This is a genomic window from Corynebacterium sp. c24Ua_83, from assembly GCF_039907245.1.
GTDB lineage: Bacteria > Actinomycetota > Actinomycetes > Mycobacteriales > Mycobacteriaceae > Corynebacterium.
Window position 1 is genome coordinate 183,479 of sequence record NZ_JASBOI010000001.1, and the last position, 25,479, is coordinate 208,957.

The 25,479-nt window shown below is 63.2% G+C and carries 24 protein-coding genes and 7 tRNA genes; 24 read left to right on the forward strand and 7 right to left on the reverse strand.

Annotated elements, in window-relative coordinates; translation table 11 throughout:
* Positions 1-31: 31 nt before the first annotated feature.
* From QKE30_RS00835 to QKE30_RS00860, 6 genes are all read right to left on the reverse strand, one after another.
* Positions 32-107 (reverse strand) — tRNA-Gly (locus tag QKE30_RS00835).
* Between the two features lie 44 nt (positions 108-151).
* Positions 152-223 (reverse strand) — tRNA-Val (locus QKE30_RS00840).
* A gap of 27 nt (positions 224-250) precedes the next feature.
* Positions 251-325: transfer RNA gene (locus QKE30_RS00845), tRNA-Cys, on the reverse strand.
* 41 nt (positions 326-366) lie between these two features.
* Positions 367-442: transfer RNA gene (locus QKE30_RS00850), tRNA-Gly, on the reverse strand.
* Positions 443-487: 45 nt separating this feature from the next.
* Positions 488-559, reverse strand: a tRNA-Val gene (locus QKE30_RS00855).
* Between the two features lie 49 nt (positions 560-608).
* A tRNA-Gly gene (locus tag QKE30_RS00860) sits at positions 609-684 on the reverse strand.
* Between the two features lie 245 nt (positions 685-929).
* Here QKE30_RS00860 and QKE30_RS00865 point away from each other — a divergent pair.
* From QKE30_RS00865 to QKE30_RS00980, 24 genes are all read left to right on the forward strand, one after another.
* Positions 930-1,001: transfer RNA gene (locus QKE30_RS00865), tRNA-Val, on the forward strand.
* Between the two features lie 196 nt (positions 1,002-1,197).
* Positions 1,198-1,782 (forward strand): copper resistance CopC family protein, encoded by a 585-nt coding sequence (locus QKE30_RS00870; protein ID WP_239198638.1) that lies wholly within the window; start codon positions 1,198-1,200, stop codon positions 1,780-1,782.
* A gap of 66 nt (positions 1,783-1,848) precedes the next feature.
* A complete protein-coding gene (locus tag QKE30_RS00875; protein WP_239198635.1) occupies positions 1,849-2,169 on the forward strand; it encodes a hypothetical protein in 321 nt (106 codons plus the stop codon).
* A 100-nt stretch (positions 2,170-2,269) separates the two neighbouring features.
* On the forward strand, positions 2,270-2,947 hold the full coding sequence (locus tag QKE30_RS00880; RefSeq protein ID WP_239198632.1) for a copper chaperone PCu(A)C: 678 nt from the start codon (positions 2,270-2,272) through the stop codon (positions 2,945-2,947).
* Positions 2,948-2,952: 5 nt separating this feature from the next.
* Positions 2,953-4,206, forward strand: coding sequence for a Dyp-type peroxidase (locus QKE30_RS00885; RefSeq protein ID WP_347933857.1), 1,254 nt, complete (start codon positions 2,953-2,955; stop codon positions 4,204-4,206).
* A 145-nt stretch (positions 4,207-4,351) separates the two neighbouring features.
* Complete coding sequence (gene thrS / locus QKE30_RS00890; RefSeq protein ID WP_239198674.1) at positions 4,352-6,355, forward strand: threonine--tRNA ligase; 2,004 nt, start codon at positions 4,352-4,354, stop codon at positions 6,353-6,355.
* Between the two features lie 7 nt (positions 6,356-6,362).
* On the forward strand, positions 6,363-6,932 hold the full coding sequence (locus tag QKE30_RS00895) for an HIT domain-containing protein (RefSeq protein ID WP_297666574.1): 570 nt from the start codon (positions 6,363-6,365) through the stop codon (positions 6,930-6,932).
* A gap of 33 nt (positions 6,933-6,965) precedes the next feature.
* Positions 6,966-7,631 (forward strand): phosphatidylinositol phosphate synthase, encoded by a 666-nt coding sequence (gene pgsA / locus QKE30_RS00900; RefSeq protein ID WP_070487582.1) that lies wholly within the window; start codon positions 6,966-6,968, stop codon positions 7,629-7,631.
* On the forward strand, positions 7,631-8,599 hold the full coding sequence (locus tag QKE30_RS00905) for a phosphatidylinositol mannoside acyltransferase (protein ID WP_239198626.1): 969 nt from the start codon (positions 7,631-7,633) through the stop codon (positions 8,597-8,599). The genes pgsA and QKE30_RS00905 overlap by 1 nt, the downstream gene beginning before the upstream one ends.
* Positions 8,596-9,777 carry a glycosyltransferase family 4 protein gene (locus QKE30_RS00910; RefSeq protein ID WP_239198623.1) on the forward strand — a complete coding sequence of 394 codons (1,182 nt, stop codon included), beginning with the start codon at positions 8,596-8,598 and terminating at the stop codon, positions 9,775-9,777. The genes QKE30_RS00905 and QKE30_RS00910 overlap by 4 nt, the downstream gene beginning before the upstream one ends.
* Positions 9,774-10,298 carry a hypothetical protein gene (locus tag QKE30_RS00915; protein ID WP_239198620.1) on the forward strand — a complete coding sequence of 175 codons (525 nt, stop codon included), beginning with the start codon at positions 9,774-9,776 and terminating at the stop codon, positions 10,296-10,298. The genes QKE30_RS00910 and QKE30_RS00915 overlap by 4 nt, the downstream gene beginning before the upstream one ends.
* An 84-nt stretch (positions 10,299-10,382) precedes the next feature.
* A complete protein-coding gene (gene pdxS / locus QKE30_RS00920; protein ID WP_297666572.1) occupies positions 10,383-11,285 on the forward strand; it encodes a pyridoxal 5'-phosphate synthase lyase subunit PdxS in 903 nt (300 codons plus the stop codon).
* Positions 11,285-12,157, forward strand: coding sequence for an acyl-CoA thioesterase II (locus QKE30_RS00925; protein WP_239198617.1), 873 nt, complete (start codon positions 11,285-11,287; stop codon positions 12,155-12,157). The genes pdxS and QKE30_RS00925 overlap by 1 nt, the downstream gene beginning before the upstream one ends.
* A 4-nt stretch (positions 12,158-12,161) precedes the next feature.
* Positions 12,162-12,749, forward strand: coding sequence for a pyridoxal 5'-phosphate synthase glutaminase subunit PdxT (pdxT, locus tag QKE30_RS00930; RefSeq protein WP_239198614.1), 588 nt, complete (start codon positions 12,162-12,164; stop codon positions 12,747-12,749).
* Positions 12,750-12,878: 129 nt separating this feature from the next.
* Positions 12,879-13,634 (forward strand): YebC/PmpR family DNA-binding transcriptional regulator, encoded by a 756-nt coding sequence (locus QKE30_RS00935; protein WP_239198611.1) that lies wholly within the window; start codon positions 12,879-12,881, stop codon positions 13,632-13,634.
* 31 nt (positions 13,635-13,665) lie between these two features.
* Positions 13,666-14,229, forward strand: coding sequence for a crossover junction endodeoxyribonuclease RuvC (gene ruvC / locus QKE30_RS00940; protein ID WP_239198608.1), 564 nt, complete (start codon positions 13,666-13,668; stop codon positions 14,227-14,229).
* A complete protein-coding gene (gene ruvA, locus QKE30_RS00945; protein ID WP_239198605.1) occupies positions 14,226-14,861 on the forward strand; it encodes a Holliday junction branch migration protein RuvA in 636 nt (211 codons plus the stop codon). The genes ruvC and ruvA overlap by 4 nt, the downstream gene beginning before the upstream one ends.
* 64 nt (positions 14,862-14,925) lie before the next feature.
* Positions 14,926-16,017, forward strand: a complete 1,092-nt coding sequence (gene ruvB / locus QKE30_RS00950; protein ID WP_239198602.1) for a Holliday junction branch migration DNA helicase RuvB — start codon at positions 14,926-14,928, stop codon at positions 16,015-16,017.
* 45 nt (positions 16,018-16,062) lie between these two features.
* A complete protein-coding gene (gene yajC / locus QKE30_RS00955) occupies positions 16,063-16,377 on the forward strand; it encodes a preprotein translocase subunit YajC (RefSeq protein ID WP_239198599.1) in 315 nt (104 codons plus the stop codon).
* 113 nt (positions 16,378-16,490) lie between these two features.
* On the forward strand, positions 16,491-18,398 hold the full coding sequence (gene secD, locus QKE30_RS00960) for a protein translocase subunit SecD (protein ID WP_239198596.1): 1,908 nt from the start codon (positions 16,491-16,493) through the stop codon (positions 18,396-18,398).
* Between the two features lie 150 nt (positions 18,399-18,548).
* Positions 18,549-19,721 carry a protein translocase subunit SecF gene (secF, locus tag QKE30_RS00965; RefSeq protein WP_239198668.1) on the forward strand — a complete coding sequence of 391 codons (1,173 nt, stop codon included), beginning with the start codon at positions 18,549-18,551 and terminating at the stop codon, positions 19,719-19,721.
* 96 nt (positions 19,722-19,817) lie between these two features.
* Positions 19,818-21,464: an ABC transporter substrate-binding protein gene (locus QKE30_RS00970; RefSeq protein WP_347933858.1), complete on the forward strand. Its 1,647-nt coding sequence runs from the start codon at positions 19,818-19,820 to the stop codon at positions 21,462-21,464.
* A gap of 96 nt (positions 21,465-21,560) precedes the next feature.
* Entirely contained in the window at positions 21,561-22,151 is a 591-nt protein-coding gene (locus QKE30_RS00975) for an adenine phosphoribosyltransferase (protein ID WP_239198590.1), read from the forward strand.
* A gap of 74 nt (positions 22,152-22,225) precedes the next feature.
* On the forward strand, positions 22,226-24,493 hold the full coding sequence (locus tag QKE30_RS00980; protein WP_297666570.1) for a bifunctional (p)ppGpp synthetase/guanosine-3',5'-bis(diphosphate) 3'-pyrophosphohydrolase: 2,268 nt from the start codon (positions 22,226-22,228) through the stop codon (positions 24,491-24,493).
* 22 nt (positions 24,494-24,515) lie between these two features.
* On the opposite strand, the gene QKE30_RS00985 is transcribed toward QKE30_RS00980, so the two are convergent.
* Positions 24,516-25,382 (reverse strand): peptidylprolyl isomerase, encoded by an 867-nt coding sequence (locus tag QKE30_RS00985; protein WP_347933859.1) that lies wholly within the window; start codon positions 25,380-25,382, stop codon positions 24,516-24,518.
* Positions 25,383-25,479: the final 97 nt, after the last annotated feature.

The following is a 25,479-nucleotide window of genomic DNA, read 5'->3' on the forward strand; positions in this document are numbered from 1 at the left end:
GAAAAAGGGGCCCGCGGGCCCCAAAAAAGTTTGGAGCGGATGACGAGACTCGAACTCGCGACCCTCACCTTGGCAAGGTGATGCGCTACCAACTGCGCTACATCCGCGTGCGAAAGGTTCTAATCTTTCGCAGGTGGATCCGAAGATCCTGTGCGCGATACTGGGATCGAACCAGTGACCTCTTCCGTGTCAGGGAAGCGCTCTCCCGCTGAGCTAAACGCGCCTAAAGTTCACTATGTGTAAAAGAATGTGGAGGTGGAAACGGGAATCGAACCCGTGTACACGGTTTTGCAGACCGTTGCCTAAGCCACTCAGCCATTCCACCGCGGCAAGAGATTCTTGCTCGTGGCCCACTTTAGTGAACCGTGGAGCGGATGACGAGACTCGAACTCGCGACCCTCACCTTGGCAAGGTGATGCGCTACCAACTGCGCTACATCCGCGTGCGAAAGGGTTTAAAGCCTTCGCAGGTGGATCCGAAGATCCTGTGCGCGATACTGGGATCGAACCAGTGACCTCTTCCGTGTCAGGGAAGCGCTCTCCCGCTGAGCTAAACGCGCTAAAACAACAACCCAAGCCCCGAAACTAGCTCGGGATATTGCTTGAGCGTGGAGCGGATGACGAGACTCGAACTCGCGACCCTCACCTTGGCAAGGTGATGCGCTACCAACTGCGCTACATCCGCATAAGCGACCTCGAACGCTAAAAAGCAATTCTTCGTCGCTGCGACAACAAACACTAGCCTGTTAGTCGCCTAGTTCACAAATCCCCAGGTAGATAAGGGCTTCGGGAGGCTGCTCTCGCGCCGATTAAACACCGCTGAACTACAGTCTTGCAATTCAACGATGTGGCACGAGGGCGGCTAGAAAGTGGCACCTGCCTACGGGTTTTGGTCTTGTTTAGCGCCTAGTGGTACCTTTCTCTCTTGAAGGTTCCATAGCTCAGTGGAAGAGCGTTCCGCTCACACCGGAAAGGTCGCTGGTTCGAACCCAGTTGGAACCACAATTCACCGCCTGGCATTCTCGCTGGGCGGTTTTCTTTTTCTCCCCCAGGTGCCCCCGAGGGGGGTATGGCCTGGGAACTCTTTGCCCGCGGCGCCCGACTACTTGGGTAGCGCCGGGAAAACTCGCAGGATTGAGCTCAGTCTTTTCGGCGCTATGGTGTCAGCAGTGTCGTGACAGAAAGGTTCACCGTTTACATGCCTCGCCGTTTTTCTTCTTTTGGACGCCCCTTCGCCCGCATCCTCGCGGCGTCTGGAATGGTTGCCGCCGTTTCCGTGGGTTTCAGTGCTCCAGCCTCTGCCCATGACGTCGTGGTGAAGTCCACCCCGGAGGCCAACTCCACGGTCGATCATCTGCCGGAAAAGATCGTCCTGAATTTCTCGGGCGAGCCGCAGGAGGGCTTCAACACCATCGCGCTGTCGCACGATGGTGAGGTGCTTTTCCGCGACGAGCCGACGGCCGATGGCCGGGAGTTGTCCGTCGATGTTCCGGCTGATGTGCAGGAGAAGAAGGACGGTGGCGAGTACACCGTTGGCTACCAGATCACTAGCTCCGACGGTCACTCCACCCGTGGCAGCCTGAAGTTCAATCTGGCTTCCGCGGATGGCGGCGAAGGTAGCAGCAGCGGCGGAAGCCAGTCCGAAGGGGGCTCCGAGGAGGGGGCACAGGGGGAGCAGTCCCTGAGTGTTCCTTCTTGGTTATTGCCTTTGGGCGGTATCGTCGTAGTTGTGGGTGCTTTGGCAATCGCCATCGCACGCTTTCGCGACTTGAAGGACGACTAGCCGACAGTAGGGTAGAGCGTTCCTCATGTCCGATTAGTTGACGATTACCTGATCAGGAGATTTCCCGTGAAGAAGTTCCGCTCTGCAACCGCTGCCGCTCTGGCTCTGACCACCGCCCTTGCACTGTCCGCTTGCACCCCTCCTAATGAGAATGACGGCGACCAGCGCGAGGACACCGCAACCACCGGCCCGGCTAGCCCGAGCATCCAGTCCACCGAGGAAGCAGCTACCGACTCGTCCGAGTCCGAGGCTGAAGAGACCGACGCTACCGATGCGGAGGAGACCGACGCTTCCGTAGAGACTGAGATGGACGGCGCTGAAGTGGCCACCGATAACGCCGAGGCAACCGCCACCGGCGCAGCATCCGCGTCGGGTGCCACCAACTAGCACGCGAAACGCTAGAGATCGCGTATAGCGTGTCCGGGATTGAGCCCCGGACACGGCAATGGTTGGGAAGCCCGCACGCCTTTTAATTGAAAGGTTTGTTATGTCCCTGACCTCCCTGAATAACACCAAGAAGCGCGCCGCAGCCGTGGCCGCCGTCGCCTTGAGCAGTGCGCTGTTCCTTTCCGCGTGCTCGGACGATGGGGAAGACAAGAACGACGCTTCCACCTCGGCGGAGGCTACTGAGTCCGCAGAGTCCACTGAATCTGCTGGGTCCGCGGACGACAAGGCTGCCGACGAGCAGGCGCTGGAGTTCGAGGACTCCTATGTCACCGCCAAGCCTGCAGACAAGAACATGACGTCTGTGTTTGGCACTCTGCACAACACCACCGACAAGGACATCACCATCACCGAGGTGAAGGGCGACATTGACGGTGCGAAGTACGAGCTGCACGAGGTCAACGCTGACGGTGAGATGCAGCAGATCTCCAGCCTGACTATCCCCGCGGGCGAGGATAGCGTGCTGGAGCCGGGCGGAAACCACATCATGATCATGGACGTCTCCGACGAGATCGCCGCCGGCGATGCTCTGTCCTTCACCCTGGTCGACGAGGACGGCAATGAATACAAGCTGGAGAACGTTCCGGTGCGTGTCCAGCAGTCCACCCACGAGCACTACGGTGACGAAGATGGCGGCAACATGGAAGGCATGGAGCACGGCGGCAACATGGAAGGCATGGACGGCATGCAGCACGGCGAAGAGCACGGACACGAGCACTAATACCCATGCATGACCCCGCACGTTTTCGTTCTTCCATTTCTGACGCCCCCACCCCCGAGCCTGCCCAAGGTGTGAAAGTCACTCGCCGCGGCTTCTTTGCGGGACTGGGAATGACCGGCGCCGCATCCGTCCTGGCAGCTTGCAGCACGGCAGAAGACTCTGCTGGAACAGCTGGCAATGGTGGTGCTGGCGATGGGGCGTCAATAAGAAAGATTGATTTCGACGGCCCGCACCAGGCGGGCATCCGGGAAGACTCGCAGAACCACGCGCTGTTGGTGGCCTTTAACCTCAAGAGGGACGGGCTACCGCGCGGTGGGCTGAAGAAGAACCTGGAACGCCTGATGCGCATTTGGACCGGTGATGCGCGCTCCATGACTCAGGGGCAGGTCGCCCTGGCGGATCTGGAGCACGAGCTATCGATCGCTCCGCAGAATCTAACGGTGACTGCGGGGTGGGGCCCCAAGTTGATCAAGGATGCGGGCTTGATCGACGAGGCTCCTTCCTGGGTGAAGAAAAACCTCAATGGGCTGCCGAAGTTCAAGGGAGACAAGCTCGACCCGGACTTTGGTGGCGCCGACGTGGTCCTGCAGATCTGTGGCGACGACCTAACGGCCGTGAGCCATGCCGCGCGCGTGCTGACCCGTGGCGGTCGTGACTATGCGACGCCGAAGTGGACCCAGCGCGGATTCGTGGACTCGCCGACAGGCGAAACCCCGCGCAACCTGCTGGGCTTCAAGGATGGCACCGCCATTCCCCGCACCGACGAAGAATACGACGAATCTATCTGGGACGATCAGGGCGGCAGCGCCATGGTTGTCCGCCGGATCGTGTTCGACATGCCGGGGTGGGAGCAGCTGGATCGCAAGTCCCGCGAGGTCGTGTTCGGACGGCACGCAGACACTGGTGCACCGGCGGGAGCGAAGGACGAGTTCGACCCGGTGGATCTGAACAAGACCGGCGATGATGGTTTGCCGATGATCGATGAGCGCAGCCACGTGGGCATCTCCGCAGGCGAGGGCACCCATATGCGGCGCCGCGCCTACAACTGGGACAACGAAGTCACGCCCCTGGGCAACAGCGGGCTGATTTTCATCTGCTTCCAGGCCGACCCGGACGAGGCATTCACGCCTCTGCAGAAGCGCCTCGCGGAGAAGGACCGGTTGAATACGTGGATCACCCACGTCGGTTCAGCGGTGTTCTGGGTACTTCCCGGCACGCAAAACGGGGCGTACTGGGGGCAAGAGATCCTGGAGGGGTAGAATCTACGGGCGTTGAGGACTGTCACCAGGTATGTGACCGTCACTAAAGCCCGAGAAGGAGCACGATCCACAAGTGAGTACCCCCGAAATCACCCCAGTCGCCGTTACTTTCCGCGTTCCGGCCGGCACCCCGGCCGGAGCCGCCATGCGCGAGCTGGGCCTTCCCAACAAGGGTCCGGAAGCCATCGTTTGTGTGAAGGAGACCGAGGGGGAGGATGCCGGCCAGCTGCGCGACCTCTCCTGGGCGCCCCAGCAGGATGCGGAAGTCGCCGCCGTTCCGGCGAACACCGATGAGGGGCGCGGCGTAATCCGCCACTCCTGCGCCCACGTGCTCGCGCAGGCAGTGCAGAAGGAATTCCCCGGCACCAAGCTGGGAATCGGCCCGGCCATCGACAATGGCTTCTACTACGACTTCCAGGTTGCAGAGCCCTTCACCCCGGAGGATCTGAACAAGCTGGAAAAGACGATGAAGAAGATCATTAAGTCCGGCCAGAAGTTCGAGCGCAAGGCTTATGCCGACGCAGAGCAGGCTCGCGCGGAGTACGCAGACGAGCCCTTCAAGACCGAACTGATTGCCGACAAGGGCAACGTGGATCCGGACTCCGACGAAGCCACTGAGGTCGGAACCGGCGAGCTGACCGCCTACAGCAACGTAAACCCGCGCACCGGGGAGGTCGAGTGGTACGACCTCTGCCGCGGCCCGCACGTGCCGACCACCCGCTACATCCCGGCTTTCGCCCTGACCCGTTCCTCCGCCGCCTACTGGCGCGGTGACCAGTCCAAGGCCGGGCTGCAGCGCATCTACGGCACGGCCTGGGAGTCGAAGGAAGCCCTGGCGGAATACCAGACGATGATGGAAGAGGCCGAGAAGCGCGACCACCGTCGCCTGGGCCAGGAGCTGGACCTGTTCAGCTTCCCCGACGAGATCGGCTCCGGCTTCCCGGTATTTCACCCGGACGGCGGCATCGTGCGCCTGGAGATGGAGGAGCACTCCCGCAAGCGCCACATCGCCTCCGGCTACAGCTTCGTCAATACCCCGCACATCACGAAGGGCGACCTGTTCCAGAAGTCCGGCCACCTGGATTTCTACTCCGACGGCATGTTCCCGCCCATGCAGCTGGATGGGGAAACCGACGACGAGGGCAACGTCACCAAGCCGGCGCAGGACTACTACGCCAAGCCCATGAACTGCCCGATGCACAACCTGATCTTCGCCTCGCGCGGGCGCTCCTACCGCGAGCTACCGCTGCGACTGTTCGAGTTCGGCACGGTGTACCGCTACGAGAAGTCCGGTGTGATTCATGGCCTCACCCGTGCCCGTGGTTTCACCCAGGACGACGCGCACATCTACTGCACCGAGGATCAGCTGGAGCAGGAGCTGACCACCGTGCTGGAGTTCATCATCTCCCTGCTGCGCGACTACGGACTGGATGACTTCTACCTGGAGCTATCCACCAAGGATCCGAACAAGTTCGTGGGTACCGATGAGATCTGGGAGCGTTCCACGCAGATCCTGGAGCGCGTGGCCACCAAGTCCGGCCTGGAGCTGGTGCCGGACCCGGCAGGCGCGGCCTTCTACGGCCCGAAGATCTCCGTCCAGGCCCGCGACGCCATCGGGCGTACCTGGCAGATGTCCACCGTGCAGTTGGACTTCAACCTGCCGGAGCGCTTCAACCTGGAGTACACCGCGCCGGACGGCTCCAAGCAGCGCCCGATCATGCTTCACCGTGCGCTTTTCGGCTCCATCGAGCGCTTCTTCGGCGTGCTGCTGGAGCACTACGCCGGTGCGTTCCCTGCATGGCTGGCCCCGCATCAGGTCGTGGGCATCCCGGTCGCCGACGAGTTCAACGAGTACCTGGAGAACTTCGCCGCAGACCTGCGGGCTCAGGGCATCCGCGCGGAGGTCGATACCTCCGACGACCGCATGCAGAAGAAAATCCGCAACCACACCACCGGCAAGGTGCCTTTCATGCTGCTGGTCGGTGGGCGCGATGTGGAGGCGAACGCGGTGAGCTTCCGCTTCCTGGACGGTACCCAGGTCAATGGCGTGCCGCGCGAGGATGCGCTGCGCATCATCTCCACCTGGATCGCTGAGCGCCGCAACGACCAGCCAAGCTCGGAGCTGGTCCAGCCGTTGGTGGAGGCTTAACACCGCAGTGGAGCAGCAGCAACAGCAGACCGAAGCGTATGTGGACTTAGGCGTGGGCTCCCAACCCGACCTGCAAGGCGGGCTGGAGCGACTGTGGGCGCCCTACCGCTCCCAGTACATCGCCAAATCCAAGCGATCTGCCGACCCCTTCGCCACGCTGCCGGAGCTTTCGGACGAGGAGGCGCTGATTGTCGCCCGCGGCAAGTCCGTCTACTGCGTGCTGAACCTGTACCCGTATAACCCCGGCCATATGCTGGTGGTTCCTTATCGCCAAGTGGCCGATTACACGGAGCTCAGTGACGCAGAAACCGCAGAGCTGGCGGAGTTTACGAAGATTGCGCTGAAGGCACTGCGGGCGGTTTCCAAGCCCGATGCGGTGAACGTTGGCCTCAATTTGGGCAAGGCCTCCGGAGGCTCCATTCCGACACACCTGCACCAACATATAGTGCCCAGGTGGGCCGGTGATGCTAACTTCATGACAGTCATGACGGGCACCAAGGTGTTGCCACAGACGCTGCGGGAGACCCGTGCGCTGCTGGCGAAGGCCTGGGAAAGCGTTACCCGTTCCACCGACTAGCGGTTCAAACCATTAGGGAGAATAACTTCAGCGATGCTTAGCGTGCACGGCCGTGGCCCCGCCGCGGTCATCATTGAACCGATCGCCCGGGTGCTGCACAAGATGGGGATTACCCCCAATGCAGTGACCGTTTTCGGCACCCTGCTGGCGATCGGTTTCGCGCTCTGGCTGATTCCCTCTGGTCACCACTTCGCCGCCGCCGTACTCATCGGTCTGACGGTCGCCACCGACATGGTGGACGGCACGATGGCTCGCATGCGCGGCGGCGGCACCCGCTTCGGCGCCACGCTAGATGCCACCTGCGACCGCCTCAGCGACGGCGCCATCTTCGGCGCCCTGGTTCTCTGGTTTGGCCTGCAGGAGCCCGCGAACGTGGTGATGATGAGCGTCTGCCTGGTCATCCTTGTCGCCAGCCAGGTCACCAGCTACGTCAAAGCCCGCGCGGAGGCCTCGGGCATCAAGGTCGTGGGAGGGCTCATCGAGCGGCCGGAACGCCTCATTATTTCCCTGGTCGCCGTCGGTATCGGCGGCCTCGGCGTGCCTCACGTTCTGGCGTGGGGGCTGTGGATCCTCGCCGCTGGTTCGCTGTACACGGTTGTCGAGCGGTTGGTGATTGTTGCTCGTTCGGACGCCGCGTCCCAGACCATCGCCGCCCCAGAAGGGGCCCGCGAGTTCCCCGCCGAGGGGAGTGAGGGTTAATGGGCGAGCGGCTATCCGCCGCGGCGTATATCGCTGGCTGGAAGATAACCTCCAAGCTGCCGAAGCCGGTGGCGAAAGCATTGTTCGAATGGGGCGCGGACGTGGCGTCCAAAAAGGGCAAAGGCCCAGAACAACTGCGCCGCAACCTCGCCCGAATCGTCGGGCCGGAGAACGTCACGCGCGACCTGGTGCGCCGCTCCATGCGCAGCTACATGCGCTATTGGCGCGAGGCCTTCCAGCTGCCGGCGATGGCCGGACGCGAGCTGGCGGAGGAGCTCAACCGAAACTTCGTGCCCGGCTCGCTGGGGCTACTGCACGCGAGTGCCGAATCCGGCCGGGGCACCGTCATCGCCTTGCCGCACGCGGGCAACTGGGACATGGCCGGGGTGTGGCTGGTGCACCACTACGGGACCTTCACCACCGTGGCCGAGCGCCTGAAGCCGGAGATCCTGTTCGAGGCTTTCGTGGATTATCGCGAGTCGCTGGGCTTTGAGATCATCGCGCTGACGGGCGCGGACGTGCCGCCCTTGGAGCGGATGGAGGAAGTGCTGCGCGGCGGCGGGACCGTGTGCCTGATGGGGGAGCGCGACCTGACCGGCCACGGGATAGAGGTGGAGTTCTTCGGGGAGAAGACCTCCATGCCTGCCGGGGCGGCGCTGCTGGCACAGCGCACCGGGGCGAACCTGTTCACCGCGCGAGTGGCGTTCCGCGGCGGGTCCACGGACCCCCGTCCCGAGCGTCGAGGCACGCCGGAGACCTGGGAGCACGAGGTCACTCCCGTAGAGGTGGAAGGGCGGAGCCTGCAGCAGATCGTCCAGCAGATGGCGGATAACTTTGCCCGCGGCATCGCCATGGATCCGCAGGATTGGCACATGCTGCAGCCGCTGTGGTTCTCGGACCTATCGGAGGCGCGCCGCAAGCGCCTGGGGTTGGGTGAAGAAGACCAGCCGGAAGGGCAGGGCCAATGAGGGTAGGAATGGTTTGCCCGTACTCCTTCGACGAACCGGGCGGCGTGCAGATCCACGCCATCGACCTGTGCACGGAGCTGCGCAAGCGCGGACACGAAGTCAGCCTGATCGGCCCCGGCAAATCCACCGAGGGGCTGCCGGATTTTGTGGAGCTGGGTGGTTCCAGCATTCCGATTCGCTACAACGGCTCGGTCGCACGCCTGAGCTTCGGCCCGCGGACGAAGAAGCACCTGAAGCAGTGGATCCGCGATAACCAGTTCGACCTTTTGCACATCCACGAGCCGAACTCCCCGTCCTATTCGATGATGGCCATGGCCGTGGCGGAAGGGCCGATCGTGGCGACGTATCACGCCTCGGCCAGCGAGTCGAAGATCCTTAAAGTGGCGCTGCCTTTCCTTCGCCCGTACCTGGAGCGCATCCACGGTGGCATCGCGGTTTCCGAGGAGGCCCGCCGCTGGCAGGTGGAGAACCTGGCGGGCGACCCGGTGCTGATCCCCAACGGCGTGGAGACCTCCGTCTACCGGAACGCTGAACCCCTGGCCGGGCTGGGAACAACTGGGCAGCCCCGGCCGCGTCCGCGCCTGATGTTCTTGGGCCGTTTCGAGGAACCCCGCAAGGGCCTGCAGATCCTGTTGGAGGCCATGCCGCGGATCGTCGCGGAGGTGCCGGACGTGGAACTGCTGATCGCCGGTGGCGGCGACATTGACGCCCTGGTTGAGCGCGTGCGGAAACTCGGTCTGTCCGTCTGTGTGGGGTTGGGGTCCAGCGCTAAACCTAGTGACACCCACGTGCGCGTTCTCGGGCGTGTCAGCGACGCGGACAAGGCCAGCGCGCTGAGCGCAAGCGATGTCTACGTGGCTCCGAATACGGGCGGCGAGAGCTTCGGCATCGTCCTGGTGGAGGGCATGGCGGCTGGGGCGGCGGTGCTGGCCAGCGACATCCCGGCCTTTGAAGCCGTCGGCCAGCACGGAAGGTCTGCGCGCCTGTTCCGCAATGGTTCGGCCGAGGACCTGGCCGAGAAGGCTATCGGCCTGCTGCGCGACGACGCGGGCCGAGGCAAACTCATCGCGGCCGGGGCGCAGCGCGCCGTAGATTTCGATTGGCAGACGGTCACCGACCAGGTGGAGCAGGTGTATGACACGGTGACGGTCAAGGGGCGAAAGGTGACACTCGCATGATCACGATTCCCGTGTGGGGCTTCATTGTCGCGGTGGTTTTGATCCTCGCGATCGTTGCGGGCGTGTGGGCTTCAGGGATGGCCAGCCGGCTGAACCGGTTGCACATCCGCACGGACTCCGCGCGCGTGAGTCTGGAGGGGGCGCTGCACTCCCGCTCGAGCGTGGTTGCCACGCTGCAGCCGGAGCTAGGGCAGGACGTGGCGCACGTGAACCGCGTGGCACTGCGGGCCACCGACATGGGCGCGCGGAGCGAGGCGGAGAACGAGCTGCTGAGCGAGCTGGATTCGCAAGTGTGGACCAACCCGAACTTCCTGGAAGCCTCGGCGAAGGTAGATCTGGCGGCCCGCTTCTACAACGATGCGGTCTCCGATACCTTGAGTGTGCGTTCCCGCCCGCTGGTGCGCGCCCTGCGCCTGGCCGGCCGGGCGCCGCTGCCGGAGTATTACGAAGCCCTTCTGTCCAGCCCCGCACCCAACGAAGATTCCGCCGATAACGGGGGCTCAGCGGAGGGTAAGTTCTAATCCAATCCCGATAGTGGGATTGGAAAGTAGACAGGTTAGACTAGAGCCGATCTAAAACTCTTCATAGATGGGAAGTTAAGCATCGTGACCAATAACTCTTCTGCTGCGAACACCGGTACCGCTCGCGTGAAGCGCGGCCTGGCCGACATGCTCAAGGGCGGCGTGATCATGGACGTCGTTACCCCGGAGCAGGCAAAGATCGCCGAGGATGCCGGCGCTACCGCCGTTATGGCGCTGGAGCGCGTGCCCGCCGATATTCGCGCCGAAGGTGGCGTTTCCCGCATGTCCGACCCGGACATGATTGAGGGCATCATTAATGCCGTCTCGATCCCGGTTATGGCCAAGGCCCGCATCGGCCACTTCGTCGAGGCACAGGTTCTGCAGTCCCTGGGCGTGGACTTCATCGACGAGTCCGAGGTACTCACCCCGGCCGACTACAAGAACCACATCGACAAGTTCGACTTCGAGGTTCCCTTCGTCTGCGGCGCTACGAACCTGGGCGAGGCGCTGCGCCGCATTAACGAGGGTGCGGCCATGATCCGCTCCAAGGGCGAGGCCGGCACCGGTGACGTCTCTAACGCAGTCACCCACATGCGCACCATCCGGGCGGAGATCAACCGCCTGACCTCCATGGCCGAGGACGAGCTGTACGTGGCCGCCAAGGAGCTGCAGGCTCCCTACGAGCTGGTGCGCGAGGTTGCTGCCAATGGCAAGCTGCCGGTCGTTCTGTTCACCGCCGGTGGCATCGCCACCCCGGCTGACGCTGCGATGATGATGCAGCTGGGCGCCGAGGGTGTCTTCGTCGGCTCCGGCATCTTCAAGTCCGGCAACCCGGAGCAGCGCGCCCGCGCCATCGTGCAGGCCACCCAGAACTACGACGACCCGGCTACCATCGCCAAGGTCTCCCGCGGCCTGGGCGAGGCCATGGTCGGCATCAACGTCGACGAGATCCCGCAGCCGCACCGTCTGGCGGAGCGCGGCTGGTAATGTCTCCGCACCGTCCGAAGATCCTGGATGTCCTGGATCTAGAGCGCATCGACCGCGACATCTTCCGCGGCAGCCCGCTGCCGTCGAAGCTGGCGCGCACGTACGGCGGCCAGGTTGCCGCGCAGGCCCTGGTCGCGGCCACCCGCACCGTCAGCGAGGATTTCGTCGTGCACTCCCTGCACGGCTACTTCGTTGGCCCGGGCAACCCCGATGCATCGACGGTGTTCTTGGTCGACCGTGTCCGCGACGGTCGGTCCTTCGTCTCCCGTTCTGTGAAAGTTGTGCAGGACGGCAAGGCGATCTTCAGCATGCAGGCCAGCTTTCACATCCGCGACGATCACGGCCCGCAGCACTCCGACGAGATGCGCGCGGTGCCGGATCCTGAGTCGATTGCGATAGATACCGAGTCGCTAACCAGCGTCCAGCGCCTGTTCCGCGACGAATGGGCCGACTGGGACGTGCGCATCGTCCCGTCGGAGGACTACGAGCACAACAAGTACACGGCCTCCCAGCAGGTGGTGTGGTTCCGCACGAAGTCTAAGCTGCCGGATATCGACACCCTGCACGTCTGCACCCTGGCCTACATGTCGGACATGACGCTGCTGTCGTCGGCGCTGGTGCCGCACCGCCCGGCGGAGTTCCAGGAGGCCTCGCTGGACCACGCCATGTGGTTCCTGCGCCCCTTCCGCGCCGACGAGTGGCTGTTGTATGACCAGGTTTCCCCGTCCGCCCACGGTGGCCGTGCGCTGACCCACGGGAGGATCTTCAACCAGCAGGGCGACCTGGTGGCCGTGGTCACCCAGGAGGGGCTGACCCGCACCCTGCGCGACGGTGCCCAGTCGGTGCCGTTGAAGGATCAAAAGGAGCAGTAGGCAGATGATCATTGGTGTGTTGAGCGTGCAGGGCGGATTCGTCGAGCACATGCGTAGTATCGAGCGCCTGGGCCACGAGGCCCGTGCTGTTCGCCGCCCCGAACACCTCGAAGGCCTCGACGGGCTGATCATGCCCGGCGGCGAGTCCACCACCATGTCCAAGCTGCTGGAACTCGGCGGAATGCTGGAGCCTCTGCGGACGCTGGTTGCCGACGGCCTGCCCGTGTTCGGCACATGCGCTGGGCTGATTCTGCTGGCCGATCGGGTCTTGGACACTCGTAGTGACGCCCACAGCTTGCACGCCATGGACATCACAGTGCGGCGCAACGCCTTCGGCCGGCAGGTGGACTCCTTCGAGACCCAGCTGCCGTTCGGGGACATCGACACGCCCGTCGAGGCCGTTTTTATCCGCGCACCCAAAGTGGAGGAAGTGGGCGACGGGGTAGAAGTTGTGTCCACTTTGCCGGATGGCACGGTCGTCGGCGTGCGGCAGGGGCACGTGCTGGGATGCAGCTTCCACCCGGAGCTTTCCGAGGATGACCGCGTGCACGAGTACTTCCTACGGATGGTTAAGCAGTACGGCGTGGAATAGCTGCCGCATAGCTTCGGCGGTTGGGACGTGGGGGCGTCATAAAGAAAAAGCGACGTGCGTGACGGCGGCTACACCGTAGGGGTCTAGTATGGAAGCGAAACAGACGAACCCGACTACCGAAAGAGGATCATGGCCGGCCACTCCAAATGGGCAACTACCAAGCACAAGAAGGCTGCCAACGACGCAAAGCGTGGCAAGGAATTCGCCAAGCTGATTAAGAACATCGAAGTGGCGGCCCGTACCGGTGGTGGTGACCCCAGCGCAAACCCGACGCTGCAGGACGCGATCACCAAGGCCAAGAAGTCCTCGGTGCCCAACGACAACATCGAGCGCGCTCGCAAGCGCGGCTCCGGTGAAGAGGCCGGCGGCGCTAACTGGGAAACCGTGATGTACGAAGGCTACGGCCCGAACGGTGTGGCCATGCTCATCGAGTGCCTGACCGATAACCGAAACCGCGCCACTACCGACGTGCGCACCGCCATGAACAAGAACGGCGGCAATATGGCGGACGCGGGCTCCGTTTCCTACCTGTTCACCCGCAAGGGCGTGGCAGTGCTGGACAAGGGCGAGAACACCGAGGACGACATCCTGCTCGCCGTGCTGGACGCCGGCGCGGAAGAGGTCAACGACATCGGCGAGAAGTTTGAGGTCGTGTGCGAGTCTTCCGACATCAACGCGGTTCGAGACGCGCTGAAGGATGCCGAGATCGACTACGACTCCATCGAGCTGGACTTCCGCGCGTCCATGGAGGTTCCGGCGGACGCCACCACCGCGAAGAAGGTGTTCAACCTGATCGACGCGCTGGAGGATTCCGACGACGTGCAGAACGTGTTCACCAACATGAACATGCCGGATGACGTGCTGGCGGAGCTGGACAGCGAATAATTAAAACACGTGTGCTATTCTTAGCTACACGATGAACACTCCACATAATTCCGCCTGGGGTAGCCCCACCGGTGGCCCGACCTCGCTGGCCGGGCTGCGCGTGATGGGAATAGACCCTGGGCTGACGCGCTGCGGACTATCCGTGGTGCAGGCGGGGAAGGGGCGGGCCGTGTACCCCGTGGCCGTGGGGGTGGTGCGCACTCCGTCGGACATGCCGGTGGAGCGGCGCCTCAACAAGCTCTTCGACGCGGTGGAGGAGTGGTTTGACGACTACCAACCGCACGTAGTGGCGCTGGAGCGCGTGTTCGAGCGCTCCAATGTTTCCACGGTGATGAACACCGCCCACGCCTCCGGTGTGTTGATGCTGGCCGCCGCCAAGCGCGGGGTAGATGTGCACATGTACACCCCCAGCGAGGTGAAGAAGTCCATCAGCGGCAACGGCCGGGCGGATAAGGCGCAGATGACGCGCATGATTACCCGTATCATGGGGCTGAGCGAAGCACCCAAGCCGCCGGATGCGGCCGATGCGCTGGCGCTGGCCGTATGCCATTGCTGGCGGGCGCCACTGAACCATCTAGTAAAGGGGAAACCATGATCGCATCGCTGCGCGGAACTGTGATTGATAAGGGCCTGGACTACGTGACCATCGAGTGCGCGGGCGTGGGCTACCAGTGCACCGGCACCGCCACCACCATCGCGGAGCTGCCGCGGGGTGAGGAAGTCTTCGTGACGACCACGATGGTGGTGCGCGAAGACTCGCAGACGCTGTACGTGTTCAAGGATGCGGACGAGAAGCGCGCCTTCGCCACCCTGCAGTCCGTCTCCGGCGTGGGCGCACGCCTGGCGTTGGCGATCCTGTCGGTTATTAGCCCGCAGGAACTCGCCCGGGCGGTATCCAACGGCGACCACAAGAAGCTGCAGAAGGCCCCCGGCGTGGGCAAGCGTTTGGCCGAACGCATGGCTGTGGACCTGAAGGGCAAGGTCGCGGACCTGGTAGAGATCGCAGATGCTGGGGGTGACGGAGTGGCCGGTGCCGCGGGCGTTGCCGGGGATGGCCAGGCCGTGGCGGCGGACGTGCGGGAACAGGTCCTCGAGGCGCTCGTGGGGCTCGGGTTCACGGAGTCCAAGGCCGGTACCACCATCGACGCAGTATTGGCCCAATGGTCCGCCCCGCAAGCCCCGGATGCTTCCGGGCTGCTGCGCGCCTCGCTGGCGGCAATTAAATAGGCACATGTAAATAGGCACATGCAAGCCCAAGTACGCTGCCGAAGAATAGGGGAGACTGGAGACCATGAGCGACACCGAGCGCACAGAGTTTGAACTTCCACCGGGCGTGGGGCCGGGCGCCGCACCCGGTGGCCAAGGCTTTGCACAGAACGCGGATCTGGACCCGCAGCGGTCCGCCGGGGAATCGGACATTGATACTTCGCTGCGCCCCAAGTCACTGGATGAGTTCATCGGCCAGCCGAAGGTGCGCACGCAGCTGGACCTGGTGTTGGGCGGCGCGCGCTCCCGCGGGGTAGCCCCCGATCACGTGCTGTTGGCCGGCCCGCCCGGGTTGGGCAAGACCACCATGGCGATGATCATCGCCCAGGAGCTCGGCAGCTCGCTGCGCATGACCTCCGGCCCCGCCCTCGAGCGCGCGGGCGACTTGGCCGCCATGCTCTCCAACCTGATGGAGGGCGACGTGCTGTTTATCGACGAGATTCACCGCATGGCCCGCCCCGCCGAGGAGATGCTCTACATGGCGATGGAGGACTTCCGCATCGACGTGATCGTTGGCAAGGGCCCGGGCGCCACCTCCATCCCCATCGAGATCGCCCCGTTCACCCTGGTGGGCGCCACCACCCGTGCGGGAATGCTCACCGGGCCGTTGCGCGACCGCTTCGGCTTCACCGCCCAGATGGAGTTCTACGACACCGCCGATCTAACCCGGGTCGTCACGCGCGCTGCGGGAATCTTGGGGGTAGAAATTACTGGTGACGCCGCAGCGGAGATCGCCTCCCGTTCCCGCGGAACCCCGCGCATCGCCAACCGACTGCTGCGCCGGGTGCGCGACTTCGCGGACGTGAATGCCGACGGAAAGATCACCGTCGAGGTTGCGCGTGCCGCGCTGCTGGTCTTCGACGTGGACGAATCTGGTCTGGATAGGCTCGACCGGGCGGTCATCGAAGCCCTGGTGAAAGGCCACGGTGGTGGCCCTGTGGGCGTCAATACCCTTGCGCTGGCGGTAGGCGAAGAACCGTCAACGGTCGAGGAAGTCTGCGAGCCCTACCTCGTGCGCGCCGGAATGGTCAGCCGCACCCCGCGAGGGCGCGTAGCGACGGCGGCGGCGTGGCGGCACATCGGTTTGGAACCGCCTGAGGGCACAATCGGGCTATAGCGGGGTAAAGAGGATGTGGAACGGGCATATGGCAAAATTGTCACTATGCCATTTGAAATTATTCTCATCGTCCTTGTCCTACTTGTGTTCGTCGGCTTGCCGCTGGTCCAGATCCGCAAGCAGAACAAGCGGATTCAGCAGATCCGCCAGTTTCAGGATCAGCTGGGCCCGGGCATGGTCGTAAAGACCACCTCCGGCCTCCACGGCCGCGTGGTCCACGTGGGGGATACGACCGTCGACCTGGAGATCGCGACAGGCGTGGTGACCACCTGGGAGAAGGTTTCCATCCTGGAGACCGTCGACTCTGTGGAGCCGGGCTCGCAGCAAGAGACGCAGCTGACCGAAGAAAAAGAAGACTAACTAGCTGGTTCGGTATTCCGTTTGTCCGAACCCAGGCGTTAGTATCACGGGGTTAGATTTTTTAGTACACCGGCCGCGCGTGTTCGCGGCTGGATTGCAGGAGACTTAAAGCGGTGGCAAAGAAGAAAAAGAGAACTGCTGCACAGGGCGGCTTCGCGTGGCCGAAGCGGGCGCTCGCCGCATTCGTGGTGCTCGTCCTCATCGTACTGGGCTTGATCATGTTTACGGGAAACAAATCCTTCGAGCCCAAGCTGGGTATCGACCTGCAGGGCGGTACCCGAGTGACGTTGGTTCCGCAGGGGGATACGCCCACGCCGGATCAGCTGAGCCAGGCGCGCACCATTCTGGAAAACCGCGTGAACGGCATGGGCGTTTCCGGTGCCTCCGTGGTGACCGACGGCAACAACCTGGTCATTACCGTTCCTGGATCGGACGCGGGCGAGGCGCGCTCGTTGGGCAAGACCTCGCAGCTGCTGTTCCGCCCCGAATCGCAGCCGGGGCAGCCCAGCAAGGACTTCCCACAGGCCTTGAAGAAGATGGCGAACCGCTGGGTGGAGAACGGAATTATCACCCCAGAATTCGCCAACGAGCGCCTTGGGCAAATGGTTAAGGCATTCCCACAGCTCGGCCTGGAGGATGCGCCGAAGGAACTGAAGGTCTCCGCCAAGCCACCGGCGGAGCCAAAGGATTCTGTCGAGGAGCAGGAACGCCGCGACAAGCAGGTCGAGGTGCTGAAGGCAGACCGCCAGAGCATGGACGGAAACAAACAACAGGCAGCCGGTGCGCTGCTGGACTGTGAAGCTAACGATCCCATGGCAGGCTCCGACGATGCGGACAAGCCGTTGGTCACCTGTAGCGACCAGGGCCCCATGGTTCTGGGCCCGGCGCCGCTGCTGAAAGGCGAGACCGACGAGAAGAACGGCGAGCGCCTGACCGGCGAGATGATCGACACGAACTCGCAGATCACCGGCGGCCTGCAACCGAATTCGGCGCAGATGGCCATCACCTTCAAGTTCAAGACCGGCGAGCAGACCCCGGGTGGCGAGACCTGGTACGCACTCGGCCAGCAGATGATGGGCAAGCGAGTGGCCATCACCCTGGACTCCAAGGTCATTTCCGCACCTGAGATCCAGTCGCCGACGCCCCCGGGCGAGGTCTCCCAGATCACGGGTAGCTTCTCCGAAAAGGAAGCCCAGGATCTGGCCAATAACCTGCGCTACGGCGCGCTGCCGCTGAGCTTCGTCGGTGAGAACGGCGAGCCGGGTGGCACTACCACCACGATCTCCCCATCGCTGGGTGCCGCCTCCCTGAAGGCCGGCATCATCGCCGGTCTGGTGGGCCTGGTTTTGGTTGGCCTGTACGCACTGGCCTACTACCGCGGTCTGGGTGTTGTGGCCATCGTGTCCCTCGTCGCGGCGTTCGCCCTGGTGTACGGATTCATTGTTCTGCTGGGGCGTTGGATTGGCTACAGCCTGGATCTGGCGGGCATCGCCGGCCTGATTATCGGCCTGGGCACCACGGCCGACTCCTTCGTGATCTACTTCGAGAGGATCAAGGACGAGATCAAGAACGGCGCTACGTTCCGCTCCGCAGTGCCACGCGCCTGGCAGCGGGCCCGCAGCACCATCGTCACGGGTAACATCGTCTCCCTGATCGCCGCCGTGATTCTGTACTTCTTGGCTGTCGGAGACGTCAAGGGCTTCGCGTTCACCCTGGGTCTGACGACCGTGTTCGACCTGGTGGTGGCGTTCCTGCTGACCGCCCCGCTGCTGATCCTGATGTCCCGCCGACCGCACTTCGCCTCGCCGAAGCTTAACGGCCTGGGCGCGGCCTACCGCGTTGCGGAGCGCAAGTACGGGCGGAAGCCCCACGAGCGCGCCGTGCGGGCTAAGTCGGCCAAGAAGGCTGATAAGGCCGACAAGGCAGAGAAGCCAGAGAAGGCTGAAGACCCGGATGATTCGCAATCTAAGGCGTCCACAAAGGCAGACACCCCGGCCACCGACGACAAGGAGGGGAAGTAAGTGAGTAACCCCGAAACCCTAAGCGTGAAAGAGTCCGAGGCCGTGGAGTCCGCGGAGCTTTTGGCGGCCGAAGCCACCCCGGTCGACGCGCCCGATACCGAGGCGGCGGGCTTCTTCGAGAAGCTCTATAACGGCAACGGCGGGTTCGCCATTGTGCAGAACCGCGGTCGCCTCTATGGCATCCTCGTCGCGGTGGTAGTAGCTTGTCTGCTGTCCATCCTGGTGCGCGGCTTCTCGCTGGGCATCGACTTCGAGGGCGGTACGCGCATGACGATGCCACCGGCAGGCGGGGCCACCGAATCTAGCGTTTCCGAGGTCTTCGAGGAGGCCACGGGCATCGCCCCGCAGTCCACTCAGACTGTCGGTAGCGGTGATGCCGAGTCCATCGAGATCACCTCCGAGCGCCTGAGCGAGGAGCAGATCCGCGAGGCCCGCTCGGCGCTGTTTAACGAGTACCACCCGAAGAACAATGTGGGCGAAGTAACCCAGGATGCGATTAGCGATTCCACCGTCTCCGAGTCGTGGGGTAGCAGCATCACCAAGAAGATGCTCATTGCCTTGGGCGTATTCCTGCTGGCGGTGTTCCTCTACATCGCGGTCCGCATGGAGCGCGACATGGCCGCCGCGGCCATCATCTGTCTGCTGATCGACCTCACTGTCGTCTCCGGTATCTACGCGCTGGTCGGCTTCGAGGTTTCGCCCGCTACCGTGATCGGCCTGCTGACCATCCTGGCGTACTCGCTCTACGACACGGTCGTGGTGTTCGACAAGGTGCAGGAAAACACGTCCGGCCTGTTTGGCTCGACGCGCGCCACCTATGCCGAGGAAACGAACCTCGCCATCAACCAGACGATCATGCGCTCGATCAACACATCCATCTTCTCCCTCGTGCCGATTGCCTCGCTGCTGATCGTGGCCGTGGGCATCATGGGTGTGGGCACGCTGAAGGATCTTGCTCTGGTGCAGTTCATCGGCGTGATCGCCGGTACGTTTAGCTCCATCTTCTTCGCTGCACCGCTGCTAGTGACGTTCAAGATGCGCCAGCAGAAGTACAAGCAGCACGAGGCTCGAGTAGAGCGCGCCCGTTCCCTCGCGGTGTCGAAGGAGGGTTCTTCTGATGAGGACGCCGCCGTGGAGACTGCCGAAGACACCAGCGAAAAGGTGAGCGTTTCCGCCGCAGGCGCGGATGCAGACGAGGCGAAGAAGGCCGGAAAGCGTAGTGTATCCAGCCCGAATGCCCGCCTGGCAGATGATTCCACGGAGGACTTCAAGCGCGAGACCCACAACGAAGATGCCGGAAGGTCCTGGCGCCCTGGCATGTAGCTGGGAAAATCCGCAGGCCCTAAACGTTTAGATGTGTTGGAAGAAGGAAGGCGACCAGTGAACCGCAAGCGGCATGCAGTACGGTCTACCGCAGCCTTGACGCTAACCGCAGCCCTGGCTACTGCCGGGCTGGCTGCCTGCTCCGGGGACTCCCCGCTGAGTAACCCTCCGGAGCAGTTTGGGTACGTGCTCACGAGCGACCTGGTGACTTCCAACGCGGGCACGACGGTGGGGGTGGCGACGGATGCCGCGAAGGTTTCCGCCCGCCTCTACCCGGGAGCTTTCATCGCCGGGCCGCGCGGACAGAACCTGCCGAATGGCGACTTGGTGACGGCTAAGCCGGCCCCCGGGAATCCTCGACAGGTGGACTACACCATCAACGAGAAGGCCACCTACTCGGATTCAAAGCCGGTGGTCTGCGATGACTTTCTGCTGAGCTTGCAGGCCAACTCTCGCCCGGATCTCTTCGGCTCTGACATGCCGTTGTTCGGCCAGGTGGAGAAGATTGATTGCGCAGCGGGCGCCAAGCAGTTCAGTGTGCACTTCGCCGACAAGCGAGGTGAACGTTACCGCGAGCTGTTCGGTCCAGGCACGGTGCTGCCTTCCCATACCGTGGCCGAGAAGGCCGGGGTGGAGGACGTTGTATCCGCCATTGAAAATAAGGACGAACAAGCGCTGACGGAGCTGGGTAAGGCCTGGCAGGATGTGTTCACCTTCTCGAAAACTGATCCTTCTCGGGTGCCGACCTCCGGGCCGTACAAGATTACCGCGCGGAAGGTAGATGGCTCGCTGAAGCTGGAGAAGAATCCCGAGTGGAACGGCGTGGAACCCGCCCAGTCTCCGGTGTACCTCTGGCCGCAGGGGGCGGACGTAAAGGAGCTGGCGGAGCACAATCAGCTTTCCGTGGTGGATACTAACCGCGGCGCCGGGGAAACCCCTGGCAAGGTGGCCGAGGAGTTCGGGCTAAACGGTGATGAGTTCCGCGTGGTTGAGAGCAACTCGGAGCGCGTGGATACTCTGCGGATCTCCGACCTGGGCCCGCTGCAAGCCCCCGAGACTCGCAAGGCCCTGAATGCCTGTATCGACCGCGAGGCTATCGCTAAGGCCGTGGAGGAGGAGGCCGGCGCCGCTGTGCAGCCAACCGGCCTGCGGGTGATCGGCACTGAGCACCCGCTACGCGCCTACTTGGACGACATCAATGGGCGGAACACCAAGGTCAATGTCGATGCGGCTCGCTCTAAGCTCGACGGGATGACTATCCGCCTGGACTTCCTCGATTCGGTGCCGCGGTATAAGAAGATTGTTGACGCCCTTAAGTCCCAGTGCGCCAAGGCAGGGGTAAACATTGAACCCGTGCCCCGCTCGGCCGATGACTACGGCCTGCTGGGCGTGGATTACGACGTTGCCCTCGACACCCGTTCCGCTAACGGTCGGAATTCGGCGGTGAACGCCACGCCGGGCTCCGGGCTCAAGGAGATCCGGGGTGCGGAGACTGCGTTGGCTGACGACGCCATGACCCTGCCGCTGGCCACCGAGCCGCGCACCATCCTGGCCGAGGTTCATGCGGCTAACATTCTGGATAGCTCCTCGGATACTGGGGTGAGCTGGAATATGGATCGCTGGGTGGAGTCCGACGAGCCAGTGGCGACCGGCCGTGCCTCTGACGAAGGCAGCGACGGGGCAGAGGGAACGGACGCTAGTGAGCCCCCCGTAGCTCCCGAAGAGGAAGAACCCAGCAAGTAAGCCCCCACCTGTAAGGCTGGCTGGGGCGTTAAGGTAGGAAATGCCCGTGCCGCCGCAGATCCCTCGCAGCCAAAAGAGAGAAAGAGACCCAAGAGCTTGACTTCCGCCTCCCACGCCGACCACGCCGGCCAAGACAGCAAACCGCAGCGAGCAGAAAGCGCGGCGAGCGCATTGCGCCGCAGCATCCGGGTTGTCCCGGACTTTCCCTCGCGAGGCATTGTTTTCGAAGACCTGACCCCCGTGCTGGCAGATCCGCATTCTTTCAAGCTCTTGGTGCAAGACCTGGCGGAGCACTGCCGCAATTTTGACATCGATCTGATCGGCGGATTGGATGCCCGCGGCTTCCTGCTCGGAAGTGCCGTCGCCTACGAGCTGGGCGTGGGCATCCTGGCAGTTCGAAAAGGCGGCAAACTGCCGCCCCCTGTCCACCATGTGGACTACGCTTTGGAGTACGGCACGGCCTCACTAGAGATCCCGGCTGACAACGCGATCCCGCTGCAGGGCAAGAACGTCTTCCTCATCGACGACGTGCTCGCTACGGGCGGTACGCTCGCTGCCTCGCGCGAGCTGTTGGAAAACGCCGGGGCAAAGGTCTGCGGACTCGGCGTGGTGCTCGAAGTATCCGCGTTGGACGGTCGCGATCGTCTGAAGGATCTTCCGCTCTACGTGGTCGACCAGGCCGTCTGATAGCCCTCAGGGGTAATTGGCGCAGGTGGCGTCAATAAAAAGAAGAGAAGAAACAGGCAGGACTTTAAGCGGCTATGAGCAACGAGAAGGGTTCGCTGTGGATGGCGGCTCGCATTGCGCGAAGCCTCACCGGCACCGGTAAGCCAAAGATCAACCCGGTACTGGGGCCGCTCATTTCCGTGCACAGGCGCTTTCACCCGCGCGCCGACCTCGCCCTGCTGAACCGCGCTTATGCCACCGCCGAGAAGCTGCACGAGGGCGTGAAGCGCAAGTCCGGCGAGCCCTACATCACGCACCCGCTGGCGGTGGCGACGATCGCCGCGGAGATCGGCATGGACACAACCACCGTGGTAGCGGCGCTGCTGCACGACACGGTGGAGGATACGGACTACTCCCTGGAGGAGCTCTCCCGCGACTTCGGCAGCGAGGTCTCCCGCCTGGTGGACGGCGTGACGAAGCTGGACAAGGTGGTGCTGGGATCCGCGGCGGAGGCGGAGACCATCCGCAAGATGATCGTCGCCATGGCGGAGGATCCGCGCGTGCTGGTGATCAAGGTCTCCGACCGCCTGCACAACATGCGCACCATGCGCTTCCTGCCGCCGGAGAAGCAGGCGAAGAAGGCGCGCGAGACGCTCGAAGTTATTGCCCCGCTGGCCCACCGCCTGGGCATGGCGACTGTGAAGTGGGAGCTGGAGGATCTGGCTTTCGCCATCCTCTACCCGAAGAAGTACGACGAGATCGTGCGCCTGGTTGCCGACCGCGCCCCGAAGCGCGACCAGTACCTGGCGAAGGTGAAGCAGGAGATCGAGCTGGCCATGTCGCGCAGTTCGCTGCACGCCACTGTGGAGGGCCGCCCGAAGCACTACTGGTCGATCTACCAGAAGATGATCGTCCGCGGCCGCGACTTCGACGAGATCTTTGACCTGGTGGGCGTGCGCATCCTGGTGGATAGCGTGCAGGATTGCTACGCGGCTGTGGGTGCCATCCACACCCTATATCAGCCGATGCCGGGGCGGTTCAAGGACTATATTTCCTCCCCGCGCTTCGGCGTGTACCAGTCGCTGCACACCACCGTGATCGGCCCGGACACTAAGCCGCTGGAAGTGCAGATCCGCACCCACGAGATGCACCACAACGCCGAATACGGCATCGCGGCGCACTGGCGATACAAGGAAACCCGCGGCAACAACAACAGCGAGTCCGCAGAGGTGGACCAGATGGCGTGGATGCGCCAGCTGCTGGACTGGCAGAAGGAGGCCGCGGATCCGAACGAGTTCCTGGATTCGCTGCGCTACGATCTGTCGACGAACCAGATCTTCGTGTTCACGCCGAAGGGCGATGCCATTACGTTGCCGAACGGTTCCACGCCGATCGACTTTGCCTATGCGGTGCACACGGAGATCGGGCACCGTTGCATTGGTGCGAAGGTCAACGGCAAGCTGGTGGCGCTGGAATCCAAGCTGAACACCGGCGACAAGGTGGAGGTCTTTACCTCCAAGGACCAGAACTCCGGGCCGTCGAAGGACTGGATGAATATCGTCGTTTCGCCGCGCGCGAAGGCGAAGATCCGCCAGTGGTTCGCCAAGGAGCGGCGCGAGGAAGCGGCGGAGAAGGGCCGCGACCTGCTGGCCGCCGAAGCGCAGCGGGGTGGCCTGGCGGTGCACCGCCTGTTTACTCACGAATCCCTGCGCCTGTTGGCCAGCGACATGAACTACCAGGATGTCGAGGCGCTCTACACAGCAATTGGTCGGGGAGAGGTCACCGCCGGGCACGTCTGCCATCGACTGGTTGAGGGGATGGAGCCGGAATCCGAGGCCGATGATGTTCTGCAGTCGGGCTCGGCGACCTCGAAGATTGCGAACACCCCGCAGGAAGGCCGCGGCGATGGTTCCGGCATTCTGGTGCAGGGCGAGGCGGATTTCTCCGCGAAGCTGGCGAAGTGCTGCACCCCGGTGCCGGGCGATAAAATCTTCGGGTTCATCACCAAGGGCGGTGGTGTAAGCGTGCACCGCACGGACTGCACCAACGCTGAGAAGCTGCACCAGGAGTCGCAGCGGATCATCGAGGTCTCGTGGGCCAGCAGCTTCCACAATGCGGTGTTTATGGTCACGATCCAGATCGAGGGGCTGGATCGCAACGGTTTGCTCTCTGATGTGACGCGCGTGGTCTCTGACCAGAAGGTGCCGATCATCGCCACGAACTCGCACACCGCGGGCGATAGAGTGGCGACGATCCGCTTCACCTTCGAGGTGTCGGATACGAAGCAGCTGGGCTACATGATGAACCAGCTGCGAAACGTCGAGGGTGTCTACGACGTCTATCGCGTCACGACGGGCGGCTAGCCCAGAAGGCTAGCCCAGCAAACTAACCCAGCACTGCAGACTCGATGTTGATGTCCTCGGACGGGGAGGCATCGCCCTCAGGCGCCTTTTCCATCAGCTTGTCCAGCACCTTCAATCCGGCCTCGTCGATGGTGCCGAAGACGTTGTAGCTCGGCGGCAGGGTGGTGTCGCCGGTGACCAGGAAGAACTGGCTGCCGTTGGTATCCGGGCCGCTGTTGGCCATCGCCAGGGTGCCGCGCTTGTAGTTGGCCGGGGAGTCGGCCTTGTCCTCGTCCACGCCATTGCTCGGGAATTCATCCGCGAAGGAGTAGCCCGGGCCGCCTGCGCCGGTACCCTCGGGATCGCCGCACTGCAGGATCGTCATGGAATCGGACTTCACGGAGCGGTGGCACTTGGTGGAGTCATAGAACTTCTTCTCTACCAGGTGCTTGAAGGAGTTGGTGGAGCACGGGGACTTGTCGTTGGCCAGCTCCAGGCCGACCTTCTGGCCGTTCATGGTCAGGGTGACCTTCTCGGTTCCCTTGGCAGTCACGTCCTCGCCGTTGGGCAGTCCGGCGTCGCTGAGCTCGCCCTCCGGATCCTTCTTGTACTCGCACTTCACCGTGTCACCGTAGGGCTCCTTGGGGCCTGCCGGCAGCGCCACGGGCTTCACATCCGGCTCTTCGGACTGCTGCTGCTCGCTCTCGGCGACCTGGTCTTCCTCTTCGTCAGAGGAGTAGGTGGCGGCGAACCAGATTCCGCCGACGATGACCACCAGCACGGCGAGGGTTGCTGCGACCACGCCCAGCGGCGCGATTTTGGCCTTGCGCTCGCGGGACTTTAGAGCTTTCTCTAGCTCCGACAGCGCCTGGTCACGCTGGGCCGCGTTCGGGTAGTTGTTGTCAGACACGTTTTTCTAGGACCTTTCTTGTGCTAGATACGGTGCTCCATTATGCCCTACGTACTGGCCGATTCGGGTGAAGGGGCACGGGCTCGTTGCTGTTTTC